Annotated in this window: 11 protein-coding genes; 5 read left to right on the top strand and 6 right to left on the bottom strand. The window is 56.5% G+C overall.

Going from position 1 to position 11,430, the window contains the following annotated elements:
- Nucleotides 1-67: 67 nt before the first annotated feature.
- From rng to csrD, 6 genes are all read right to left on the bottom strand, one after another.
- Nucleotides 68-1,537: a ribonuclease G gene (gene rng, locus NYE85_RS06835; protein WP_004958064.1), complete on the bottom strand. Its 1,470-nt coding sequence runs from the start codon at nucleotides 1,535-1,537 to the stop codon at nucleotides 68-70.
- Nucleotides 1,538-1,579: 42 nt separating this feature from the next.
- Nucleotides 1,580-2,164, bottom strand: a complete 585-nt coding sequence (locus NYE85_RS06830; RefSeq protein ID WP_259003927.1) for a nucleoside triphosphate pyrophosphatase — start codon at nucleotides 2,162-2,164, stop codon at nucleotides 1,580-1,582.
- A gap of 9 nt (nucleotides 2,165-2,173) precedes the next feature.
- Entirely contained in the window at nucleotides 2,174-2,662 is a 489-nt protein-coding gene (gene mreD, locus NYE85_RS06825; protein ID WP_004958060.1) for a rod shape-determining protein MreD, read from the bottom strand.
- Complete coding sequence (mreC, locus tag NYE85_RS06820; protein ID WP_259003926.1) at nucleotides 2,659-3,675, bottom strand: rod shape-determining protein MreC; 1,017 nt, start codon at nucleotides 3,673-3,675, stop codon at nucleotides 2,659-2,661. Before mreC ends, mreD begins: the two co-directional genes overlap by 4 nt.
- 93 nt (nucleotides 3,676-3,768) lie before the next feature.
- Complete coding sequence (gene mreB, locus NYE85_RS06815; RefSeq protein WP_003855260.1) at nucleotides 3,769-4,812, bottom strand: rod shape-determining protein MreB; 1,044 nt, start codon at nucleotides 4,810-4,812, stop codon at nucleotides 3,769-3,771.
- 324 nt (nucleotides 4,813-5,136) lie between these two features.
- Nucleotides 5,137-7,071: an RNase E specificity factor CsrD gene (gene csrD / locus NYE85_RS06810; RefSeq protein ID WP_259003920.1), complete on the bottom strand. Its 1,935-nt coding sequence runs from the start codon at nucleotides 7,069-7,071 to the stop codon at nucleotides 5,137-5,139.
- A 305-nt stretch (nucleotides 7,072-7,376) separates the two neighbouring features.
- On the opposite strand from csrD, the gene NYE85_RS06805 reads away from it, so the two are divergent.
- The 5 genes from NYE85_RS06805 to accB all read left to right on the top strand — a co-directional run bounded on the left by NYE85_RS06805 (nucleotide 7,377) and on the right by accB (nucleotide 11,428).
- Nucleotides 7,377-8,354: an MDR family oxidoreductase gene (locus NYE85_RS06805; RefSeq protein WP_259003919.1), complete on the top strand. Its 978-nt coding sequence runs from the start codon at nucleotides 7,377-7,379 to the stop codon at nucleotides 8,352-8,354.
- 152 nt (nucleotides 8,355-8,506) lie between these two features.
- Nucleotides 8,507-9,508 carry a protein-methionine-sulfoxide reductase catalytic subunit MsrP gene (gene msrP, locus NYE85_RS06800; protein WP_259003918.1) on the top strand — a complete coding sequence of 334 codons (1,002 nt, stop codon included), beginning with the start codon at nucleotides 8,507-8,509 and terminating at the stop codon, nucleotides 9,506-9,508.
- Nucleotides 9,509-10,108, top strand: coding sequence for a protein-methionine-sulfoxide reductase heme-binding subunit MsrQ (gene msrQ / locus NYE85_RS06795; protein ID WP_259003916.1), 600 nt, complete (start codon nucleotides 9,509-9,511; stop codon nucleotides 10,106-10,108).
- Nucleotides 10,109-10,416: 308 nt separating this feature from the next.
- A complete protein-coding gene (gene aroQ, locus NYE85_RS06790; RefSeq protein ID WP_259003915.1) occupies nucleotides 10,417-10,869 on the top strand; it encodes a type II 3-dehydroquinate dehydratase in 453 nt (150 codons plus the stop codon).
- A 91-nt stretch (nucleotides 10,870-10,960) separates the two neighbouring features.
- On the top strand, nucleotides 10,961-11,428 hold the full coding sequence (accB, locus tag NYE85_RS06785; RefSeq protein WP_004958048.1) for an acetyl-CoA carboxylase biotin carboxyl carrier protein: 468 nt from the start codon (nucleotides 10,961-10,963) through the stop codon (nucleotides 11,426-11,428).
- Nucleotides 11,429-11,430: the final 2 nt, after the last annotated feature.

Genomic DNA, 11,430 nt, shown 5'->3' with positions numbered 1-11,430 from the left:
CTTGCTTCCGCTGCCCGGCAACGGGAATTAACGGGTTCAGCCGGCTGAACCCTTATCGATCGACAGCTTACATCATCACTACGTCGAACTGTTCCTGACTGTACAGCGGTTCGATTTGCACCTTTACCTGCTTGCCGACAAAGATTTCCACCTCTGCCAAAGCATGCGACTCTTCGCTCTTCAGCGCTTCACCTACCGCTGCGGAAGCATAAACCAGGAAGCGATCGGAGTCATAGGCGTGATGCACGCGCACGATTTCACGCAGAATTTCATAGCACACGGTTTCGACCGTCTTGACCGTACCGCGACCATTGCAGGTAGGACAATCATGACACAACACATGTTCAATGCTTTCGCGCGTTCGCTTGCGCGTCATTTCCACCAGTCCCAACTGCGAGAAGCCGTTGATGGTGGTTTTAACCCGATCCTTGCTCAGCGCCTGTTCCAATGAATGCAGCACTCGACGGCGGTGTTCTTCATTGTTCATGTCGATGAAGTCAATAATGATAATGCCGCCCAGATTGCGCAGCCGCAACTGCCGGGCAATCGCCTGGGTGGCCTCGATATTGGTATTGAAGATGGTTTCATCAAGGTTGCGGTGGCCGACAAAGGCACCGGTATTGATGTCGATGGTGGTCATGGCTTCGGTCTGATCGATAATCAGGTAACCGCCCGATTTGAGCTCCACTTTACGTTCCAGCGCGCGCTGGACTTCGTTTTCCACATCGTACAGATCAAAGATTGGCTGACTGCCGGTGTACAGCTCCAGTTTGCTGCTCATGTCCGGAATGTATTCGGCGGTAAACTCCACCAGCAGATCGTGCGTCAGTCGCGAGTCCACGCGGATGCGATCCAGCGCCGCACCGGCGAAGTCGCGTAGAATGCGTTGCGCCAATGCCAGTTCTCCGTACAGCATGTATTTGGTCTGGTTGCGTTTTTTACGCTCCATCACCTTGGTCCACAGCCGCTTGAGGAACGCGGCATCCTGCGCCAGCTCCTCATCGCCGATGCCTTCCGCTGCGGTACGGATGATAAAACCGCCCAGATCGTCACAATAGGCGCCGACGATTTTCTTCAGCCGGTCGCGTTCCGCTTCGCTTTCAATACGTTGTGAAACCCCAACGTGCGCCGCGCCGGGCATGAACACCAGATAACGCGAAGGCAGCGTGATGTCGGTGGTCAGGCGCGCTCCTTTAGTACCGAGCGGATCTTTCACCACCTGCACCATCAGATCCTGTCCCTGTCGCACCAGCTCCGCAATGTCACGCACGTGGAAGTTTTTTTGTTCGTCGCCGGCGACACATTCGGTGTGCGGCATAATATCCGAGGCGTGCAAAAAGGCTGCTTTATCCAGACCGATATCCACAAAGGCGGCCTGCATCCCCGGCAGCACCCGGCTGACGCGCCCCTTATAGATATTGCCGACGATGCCACGCTTGGATTCGCGTTCGATATGGATCTCTTGCAGAATTCCGCCATCAATATAGGCGACCCGCGTTTCAGACGGTGTGATATTTACCAATAGCTCAGCTGTCATGTCTTCTCCTCAGAGCCGGTTGACAGATCATCGCAACGCCCATCAACCCGTTCTTACATCACGTAATGCGACAAAATTACTGAGCAGCTCATGTGTCTCGACCAACGGCAATCCCACTACTGCGTGATAACTGCCGGTTATCGTTCTGACGAAACAACCACCCTTTCCTTGAATACCATAGGCCCCCGCTTTATCCATCGGCTCGCCAGTAGCAATATAGTCGTGAATATCCTGCCGTGACAGATTACGGAACGTGACATCGGTGATCACCAGTTGGCACAGCACGTTTTGCCGATCGGCAATTGCCACCGCGGTCATCACCTGATGTTGCCGGCCGGACAGCAGCGCCAGCATCTCTGCCGCATGCGCCGCATCGCGTGGCTTTTCCAATACCCGACCGTTGAGCACCACGATGGTGTCGGCTCCCAGCACCGGGCGATCTTCCTCGGCCTGCGCCACGCCCGCTCGGGCCTTGTCCTGCGCCAGACGGCGCACATAGTCCTGTGCCGCCTCGCCGCTTTGCCGCTGTTCTTCGGTATTGGTCAGGATGATCTCAAACGGCACGCCCAGCAGGGTCAGCAGTTCGCGGCGCCGGGGCGAGCCGGAGGCCAGATAAAGCGAAATCATGATTTACCCTTATTGTACGGCAAACTGACGGCGGATTTTACGCATCAGCAGGAATAGCCACGGCCACAAGATGCCGTTAACCACACTACTCCAGAACACCTCTGGGCGGAAAGAGACGTTGATCACTAAAAACTCAGCCCAGAAAACCACCACGTCCATCGCCAGCGACAACAGCACGACGATCAACGCCTGTTGCCACAGCGCCATATTGCGAAACAGCTGGAATTTGAATGCCACCAGATAGGCGATGATGCCCAACCCCAGCGCACGTACGCCCAGCGTCGAGCCGAGGATCAGATCCAGGATCAGCCCCAATACAAAACCGGTGCCAACGTTGACCCGGTGCGGCAGCGCCATCACCCAGTAAATCAGGATCAACGCCAGCCACGAAGGTCGAAACATATACAGCTGTTCCGGCCACGGCATGATTTGCAGCACCAGCGCTATCAGGAACGAGAGCCAGATTATCCAACGCCCGTGGCTGCGATAGCGATTCATTGTATCGTTCCTGCGGCAGGTTTAACGGTCGAGGCCGCCTGGGGCGGAGCAACAGCGCCGGTTGCCGGGGCCGGCAACGGAGCCGGTGGCCCCATGGCATCGGCCGGCGGCAGCACCTGTGGCATCATCTGCATCAGGCGTTCGTTGGCCACGCGATGAACTTCGTCGGGCGGCAACGGCATATCACCGTTACGATCGGCACCCCAAAGCAGCAGCAGGTAGCGCAGGCGCTGCAGGCCGGCGGTTGGCCGGGCCTGGATCACCGTATACGCGCGTTGGTTATCCACTTTCACCGACGAAACCACCGCCACCGGATAGCCTTCCGGGAAACGCCCGCCCAGGCCGGAGGTGACCAGCACATCGCCAACGCGAATATCGGTGTTACCCGGCAAATGCTCCAGTTGCAGATCGTCGGCGCAGCCGCTGCCGGCAGCGATGACGCGGATGTCGTTACGCAGTACCTGGATCGGCAGCGCGTGCGACGCATCGCAAATCAACAGTACGCGGCTGGTAACCTTCGCCACCGCCACCACCTGGCCGACCACGCCCTTGTCGCTGATCACCGGCTGGCCTTCGTACACGCCATTGTCAGACCCTTTGTCGATCACTACCTGATCGCTATACGGATCTGAACCGGTTGAGATCACCTGAGTCACCATTTTGTGTTCGTCCTGACGCAACGGCGAACCCAGCAGCTCGCGCAAACGGGCGTTTTCCTGCTTGAACTGGCCAAGCAGAAGAACATCGCTGTTTTTCAGCAGCAATTCCTGCCGCAGAGCGCGGTTTTCCAGCTCCAGCTGTTGGCGGGTAGCCAGCGTATCCGAAACGCTGTCCAGAACTTTACGTGGCCCATTGGCCAGAAAATAGAAGGGACTGACTGCGGTATCCATGTAGTTGCGTATTTGAACGAACGTACCGAGCCGGCTATCAGCGACAATCAGGGCTATAGCCGCGATCACCGCCAAAAAAAGTCGTAGTTGCAGGGAAGGCCCCCTGCTAAAAATCGGCTTCATAAATTATGCGAGTTCCTCGACAACAGAAGGAGGCACCATACAAGACGTTCGCCATAGCATTCATCCAATATGCTACCTCCCTCCTGGGGCTGATTATTCTTCGCTGAACAAATCGCCGCCGTGCATGTCGATCATTTCCAACGCCTTACCGCCGCCGCGTGCAACGCAGGTGAGCGGATCTTCCGCTACCACCACCGGAATGCCGGTTTCTTCCATCAGCAGGCGATCCAGGTTGCGCAGCAACGCGCCACCGCCGGTCAGCACCATGCCGCGTTCGGAAATGTCGGAAGCCAGCTCCGGCGGACACTGTTCCAGCGCCACCATCACCGCACTCACAATACCGGTCAACGGCTCTTGCAGGGCTTCGAGGATTTCATTGGAGTTCAGGGTAAAGCCACGCGGCACGCCCTCGGCCAGGTTACGACCGCGAACTTCGATCTCGCGCACTTCGTCGCCCGGGTATGCCGAACCGATCTCGTGCTTGATGCGTTCTGCGGTGGCTTCACCGATCAGTGAGCCATAGTTACGGCGCACATAATTAATGATTGCTTCATCGAAACGATCGCCGCCGATGCGCACGGAAGAGGAATAAACCACGCCGTTAAGCGAAATCACCGCCACTTCGGTGGTACCGCCACCGATATCAACCACCATTGAGCCGGTCGCTTCAGACACCGGCAGGCCGGCGCCGATTGCGGCAGCCATCGGTTCTTCAATCAGAAACACTTCGCGGGCGCCGGCGCCCTGAGCTGATTCACGAATGGCGCGACGCTCAACCTGAGTGGCCCCCACCGGCACACACACCAGCACACGTGGGCTTGGACGCATAAAGCTGTTGCTGTGAACCTGCTTGATAAAGTGCTGCAGCATCTTTTCGGTCACAAAGAAATCAGCAATGACGCCGTCTTTCATTGGACGAATAGCAGCGATATTGCCAGGTGTGCGCCCCAGCATCTGTTTGGCGTCATGACCCACGGCCGCAACGCTCTTCGGTGAACCGGCACGATCCTGGCGAATGGCAACCACCGACGGTTCATTCAGTACAATGCCTTGCCCTTTAACATAAATCAGGGTATTGGCGGTACCCAAGTCGATGGACAAGTCATTGGAAAACATGCCACGAAATTTCTTAAACATAACTAAAGGATAATCCTGCAAGCTGGGGGCGGAAAATAAAATCCGCCTACTTTACCAACCACACGAAGCAGCGACAAGGCGCAAAAACGTTCTACTTCGGTGAAAAATAGTCTGTATTGTTTCTGCTCGAATGCGCGGAAATTGGATGAGGCCTGAATTCCCTGAACAAAGGCTCAGCTTACCACCCTGTCAACGCACAAAAACGGCGTAACACAGCTCATAAAATCTAACATTTTCCCTGATTGCCACTGGTGGTAAGCACCTACCAACGTTCGACAGGAAAGGACGGGCCATTCTACGTTAAAAATCACTCAAATATTCAGCTTAAACACGATAACGACGCGAATATTTTTTGCGCCCGACATCAATCGGTTCCGGCGATGCGAAAAAGTCGCCCTGGCCACCGTGAATACCACGCTCCTTCAACGTCTGCCACTCACTGCGCGTACGCACACTGGCGGCAAACAGCCGCGCGCAGGTACCTTCGCAGGCACTGGACAGACTCTGAACGAACAGTTGATTTTCATCGCGCTTATCAATACTCCGCACCAAACCGGGGTGGAGCTTGACGATTTCCACCTGCAACGACTTCTTGATATAGGAGGTGCTGACCACGGTCAATCCCGCTTGGGAAACCGCCAGACGACAGCCCAATCCTGCAAGCAAACGCAATACCGGGCGTAAGCGGTCGATATGTTGACACACATCCGCCTCTGCAAGTTCAATCAGAATCCGCCGCCGATGCGTTTTTTCACATTGTAACAACGTATCGCGCAACCAACGCTGGAACGGCCGCTGCAATAATGAGTCGACACACAGCGGAAATGCCAGCGTTTCTTCGGGCCATAACCGCAATAACGGAATAATGCGCCCCATCAGTTGGCGATCGTAACTTTCCGCCAACCCGAACTGCTGCACCAGCGGCATATATTCTGCCGGCAGCAATTCCTGCGTCCCGTCGTAAATTCGGCTCATGATTTCCCGGTGATGAACCTCGCCGTCGACGTCAATCGCCGGCTTCTGATACAGCCGTGGGCCACCGCGCGCCAGCACCTGTTCCAGCAGGGTACGCCACTTCACGCTGCCACGCCCTTTCTCCGGCACCTGGCTGTCATAGACGTACCAGCCGTTTTCGCCCTGCAATGCGGCGTGGCGCGTCGCCTGCTCGGCATAATCGATAATCTGTTCGGTGGTTTGCCCGCTGCGATAGGCTACGATGCCAATATGTAAAAACGCTTCGCGCTCGATGAGCGCCTTCGAAGGTAACGAGTCGATGGCGTTGACCAATTGTGAGGCGATACCATCCGCCTCCTTCAAGCTACGATGCGGCAGCAACACGGTAAAATCGCTGTGGAAATAGCGCGCCAACAACGCCGCCGGATAGCGCATGACGAAGGTGGACAACAGATTGACCAGCGAATACATCAGCTCCTGCACAGCGGCGTTGCCGTAGGTTTCACGCAGGGTGTCGAAGTCAGGGAAACGCACCATCATCACAATACCGTGCGACCCCTCCTCTTCCAGCTGAGTCGTCAGCTGGTTATCAAAAAACAGTCGGTTGTTAAGGCCGGTTTTCGCATCCTGCGCGGCAAATGCTCGGATGAGAGTATCAACCCGACTGCGCTCTTCGCGCGCGTCGGCCAAGTCCGCCAACAACCGATCGAGCGCTCCGCTGACGCTGGCGGGCCATTCGCGCACCTCGCCTTTCATCACCTCTTCACGCTCGCCGTTGAGAATACGCCGCGCACGGCGTTCGAGGATATCCTCCCCCTCCGCCTGTTCGCGTAGCCAACGCAGGCTGAACAACAGCACGATCACCATAACGACAATCGCCAGCGTAACCGCCATGGTCGACTGTAGCGATCGCACGTCCCCGGCAAAGGGATCCTGATAGGTAATGTGCAGCGTACTTTCGGGGTGATGCAGCAATGGCAAAGCAACCTGCCGGTAGCCGGCCAGGGCGTCCCATGGCTGTTTTATCGTAGGTGCCTGATAACGTAATAAATTGCTACTCGCAGTATCCACACTGATCGCGACGATGCCCAATGGCCGTGTCAGCAGCGGCAGCCACTTTTCCTGATCCTGGGGCGTGTCCAGCAGCAGCGCCTGATCGATCGAGGTTACCAGCGCGTCAAAACGGCGCTCCATACGCTCCTGGGTGACATAGAAGAAGCTGTAGGAACAGCCCATCAGCATCAAAAACATAGCCAGTGCGACGAGCAGGGTAATCAATGCAGAGAGTTTGGTGGTAAATCGCATCCCTGTGCCTTGTTCGCTATGGTTAAGTAACTCTGCGCCTTTCGAGAGAAAAGGAGCCGATCCTGTCTATCTGACACCAACGTTTCAGCCTGATTTTTAATCGATAATCGCCCTTTTTTAGCGGCGCAGGGCGTGGCGTTTCGCCGTCAGGGCTGCGCATCAACCTACCAAGCATAACCAATGAAAGAAACCTTTTAACCACTTTAATTTGTGCTTTATCAGGACATAACTTGCCTATTATGCATATAGTCAAAGAAAGCAAACTCAGCCATTCGCATCACGAATTATATGAGAGGGAGAGTGATATGCGCGCACTATTATTGGAACAGCAAGGCGAACACACCATAGCCCAGGTGCAGAATATCGACAGCGATCGTTTACCCGACGGTGATGTCACGGTCGACGTCAACTGGTCCAGTCTGAACTATAAAGACGCACTGGCTATCACCGGTAAAGGCAAGATCGTCCGCAATTTCCCAATGGTGCCCGGCATCGATTTCGCCGGCACGGTAGTCAGCAGCAAGGATCAGCGCTTCAAGGAAGGCCAGAGCGTGGTGCTGACCGGCTGGGGCGTCGGCGAAAATCACTGGGGCGGGCTGGCGGAGCGCGCGCGCGTTTCCGGTGAATGGCTGGTGCCGTTGCCGCAAGGGCTTGATGAACGCAAGGCGATGATCCTTGGCACAGCCGGCTTCACCGCCATGCTGTGCGTCATGGCACTGGAAGAGGGTGGCGTGCGTCCGGATGATGGCAACGTGCTGGTCACCGGAGCCAGCGGTGGCGTCGGCAGCACCGCCATCGCCATTTTGTCTGCACTGGGTTATCAGGTCACTGCGCTAAGTGGCCGCGACAGCAATACCGCCTATTTAAAATCGCTCGGCGCCAAAGAAATCCTGTCACGCAGCGGTTACATCGAAACGCCAAGGCCGCTGGAAAAGCAGCTGTGGGCTGGGGCGGTGGACACCGTTGGCGACAAGCTGTTGTCGCGCGTGCTGGCACAGATGAATTACAACGGCACCGTCGCCGCCTGCGGGCTGGCTGGCGGCTATCAACTGCCCACCACCGTGATGCCCTTTATCCTGCGCAACGTACGCCTGCAAGGGGTCGATTCGGTGCATACGCCGCTGCATCGCCGGCAAACCGCCTGGGAGCGTCTGGCCGGTATTCTGCCGGACAGCTTCTATCAGCAGGCGACGCATGAAATCACGCTGGAACAGGCGCCCGCCACCGCCGCGGCATTGCTGAGCAACCAGGTGACCGGCCGTACGCTGGTGAAAATTCGTTAACATTAACGCCAGGCGCGGCCTGCCGCGCCCGACTATCCTGCCCCGATCGCCCGCCGCACATCCCTTCTGCGAAATTTCATATTTTCTGGCGGTGGCTCGCTTCTGACGCCGTTTCGCGCCATGCTTGATTCATCACCACGGAGGACATGACCATGAGCAAACCGCGTAAACTGACCGAAGCCGATGTCACGCCGGAAAGCGTGTTCCATCAGCGGCGCAAGGTATTGCAGGCGTTGGGTCTCAGCGCTGCGTCACTGGCTCTGCCGCTCAATGCGCAGGCCGATCTGCTGTCATGGTTCAAGGGCAACGATCGTCCCAAGGCACCGCCGGGCAAAGCGCTGGAATTCAGCCAGCCGTCGCAGTGGCAGGCCAAGCTGGATCTCACGCCGGAAGACAAAGTGACCGGCTATAACAACTTCTATGAATTTGGTCTGGACAAGGCCGATCCCGCTGCCAATGCCGGTGGCTTGAAAACTGCAGACTGGAAAGTGCGCATCGACGGCGAAGTCGCCAAACCGATCACCCTCGATATCGATGATCTGATGAAGCGATTCCCGCTGGAACAGCGTATTTACCGCATGCGCTGCGTGGAAGCCTGGTCGATGGTGGTGCCGTGGATCGGCTTCGAACTGGGCAAGCTGTTGAAGCTGGCCGAGCCAAACAGCAATGCGCGCTTCGTTGCGTTCCAGACTCTGTACGATCCCGAGCAGATGCCGGGGCAGAAAGATCGTTTTATCGGCGGAGGCCTGAAATACCCCTACGTAGAAGGGCTGCGGCTGGATGAAGCGATGCATCCGCTGGCGTTGATGACGGTCGGCGTATACGGCAAAACGCTGCCGCCGCAAAACGGCGCACCGCTACGCTTGATTACCCCGTGGAAATACGGCTTCAAGGGTATCAAGTCCATCGTGCATATTCGCCTGACCAAAGACCAGCCACCAACCACCTGGAACCTTTCTGCGCCGAACGAGTACGGGTTTTATGCCAACGTCAATCCGCAGGTCAATCACCCACGCTGGTCACAGGCCAGCGAGCGGGTGATCGGCTCTGGCGGCATCCTGGACGTCAAGCGGCAGCCAACGCTGCTGTTCAACGGTTATGGCGATCAGGTGGCTTCGCTGTACCGCGGTATGGATTTGCGGGAGAACTTCTAAGTGCGGTTGAAACCGGTGCATATTACGGCGCTGAAGGTGCTGATCCATCTGGCCGCATTGCTGCCGCTGCTGTGGCTGATACTGGCGGTGAATCAAGGTTGGCTCAGCGCCGATCCGGCCAAAGACATTCAGCATTTTACCGGCCGCATGACGCTCAAACTGCTGCTGGCCACGCTGTTGATCGCCCCACTGGCGCGCTACAGCCACCAGGCGTTGCTGATGCGCTGCCGTCGCCTGGTTGGTCTATGGTGCTTTACCTGGGGAAGTTTGCACCTGATCAGCTACTCGACCCTTGAACTGGGGCTGAGCAACCTGGGTCTGTTGGGCAGCGAACTGCTGTCGCGCCCTTACCTGACGCTCGGCATTATCAGCTGGCTGGTGCTGCTGGCGCTGGCAGCAACCTCGACCCAATGGGCCATGCGCAAGTTGGGCAGCAAATGGCAGAAATTGCATAACTTCGTCTATCTGGCTGCCATTCTGGCACCGATCCACTACCTCTGGTCGGTGAAGACCCTCTCACCACAGCCGGTGATCTATGCGCTGCTGGCGGCGGTACTGCTGGCTCTGCGTTACAAGAAATTCCGCGCCTGGTGGCGCTGACGCTGGCGGAACTTTTTCCGTTTGCCACTCTCAGATACCCTGCAACATCGGCGTTTTTCGCGCTGCACGCGGCGCTGGCACATGCCAACGGCGCGACTTTTGCCAACTGGGGAACCACATACCTCCCAGATGGGGCTTGAATATCTTCGCTGATAAGACCAGTATTTAGCTGCGAATTGCTACGATATCGTTATAATGCCCGACCTTACCCGTAAGGGCCGCGCGTTTTTCCCCCGAAAAAGGTGACAAATCGCTAACATCGGGTTATTTTCAACGATGATGGTTTTATTGCCGGAGATGCCAGCACAATGCAAGACAAGTCTCACATTTTGCTTCTGAACGGCCCCAATCTTAATCTGCTGGGGACGCGTGAGCCGGACAAGTACGGCAGCACGACGTTGACCGAGATTGTTAACGGATTGGAAAACCAGGCGCTCGCGCTGGACATCACTCTGAGCCATCTGCAATCCAACGCCGAGCATGCGCTGATCGATCGTATCCATCAGGCACGCGGCAATACGGATTTCATTCTGATCAACCCTGCGGCATTCACGCATACCAGCGTGGCGCTGCGCGATGCGCTGCTGGCGGTGCAAATCCCGTTTATCGAGATCCACCTGTCCAACGTGCACGCCCGTGAGCCTTTCCGCCATCACTCTTACCTGTCCGATATTGCGGTAGGCGTGATTTGCGGTCTCGGCGCGGATGGCTACAGCTTTGCTTTACAGGCAGCGGCTAACCGCTTGTCAAAATCCAACTAAATACCCCCAATACCGAGTGTTGCAGCCACGCCATCGCGCCTGCAACGCCAAGTAGCAAGGGTTTACGCAAAAAGAGTACGGAATCACACTCATGGATATTCGTAAAATCAAGAAACTGATCGAACTGGTTGAAGAATCAGGTATTTCTGAACTGGAAATCTCTGAAGGCGAAGAGTCGGTTCGTATCAGCCGTGCCGCACCGGCGCAGGCTTACCCGATGATGCAACAGGCCTATGCAATGCCGGCCCAGCAGCAACCTGCGCTGGCTACCGCCGTTGCCACTGCGCCTGCCGCAGAAACCCCTGCAGCACCAGCGGCCATGAGTGGCCACATCGTTCGTTCCCCAATGGTAGGTACCTTCTACCGTACCCCAAGCCCGGACGCGAAAGCCTTCGTGGAAGTGGGCCAGAAAGTCAACGCCGGCGATACCTTGTGCATCGTTGAAGCGATGAAAATGATGAACCAGATTGAAGCCGACAAATCCGGTACGGTTAAAGCCATCCTGGTTGAGAACGGCCAACCGGTAGAATATGACGAGCCACTGGTCGTCATCGAATAACG

This window comes from Serratia sp. AKBS12 (assembly GCF_024793895.1).
In the GTDB taxonomy this organism is placed as follows: Bacteria; Pseudomonadota; Gammaproteobacteria; order Enterobacterales; family Enterobacteriaceae; genus Serratia_F.
Note: the sequence above shows the minus strand (reverse complement) of the source record. Positions and strands in the feature narration are given on the sequence as shown.

Coding starts and splice junctions, on each gene's coding strand:
- rng (WP_004958064.1), bottom strand. CDS start 1,537: ATGACAGCTGAGCTATTGGTAAATATCACACCGTCTGAAACGCGGGTC.
- NYE85_RS06830 (WP_259003927.1), bottom strand. CDS start 2,164: ATGATTTCGCTTTATCTGGCCTCCGGCTCGCCCCGGCGCCGCGAACTG.
- mreD (WP_004958060.1), bottom strand. CDS start 2,662: ATGAATCGCTATCGCAGCCACGGGCGTTGGATAATCTGGCTCTCGTTC.
- mreC (WP_259003926.1), bottom strand. CDS start 3,675: ATGAAGCCGATTTTTAGCAGGGGGCCTTCCCTGCAACTACGACTTTTT.
- mreB (WP_003855260.1), bottom strand. CDS start 4,812: ATGTTTAAGAAATTTCGTGGCATGTTTTCCAATGACTTGTCCATCGAC.
- csrD (WP_259003920.1), bottom strand. CDS start 7,071: ATGCGATTTACCACCAAACTCTCTGCATTGATTACCCTGCTCGTCGCA.
- NYE85_RS06805 (WP_259003919.1), top strand. CDS start 7,377: ATGCGCGCACTATTATTGGAACAGCAAGGCGAACACACCATAGCCCAG.
- msrP (WP_259003918.1), top strand. CDS start 8,507: ATGAGCAAACCGCGTAAACTGACCGAAGCCGATGTCACGCCGGAAAGC.
- aroQ (WP_259003915.1), top strand. CDS start 10,417: ATGCAAGACAAGTCTCACATTTTGCTTCTGAACGGCCCCAATCTTAAT.
- accB (WP_004958048.1), top strand. CDS start 10,961: ATGGATATTCGTAAAATCAAGAAACTGATCGAACTGGTTGAAGAATCA.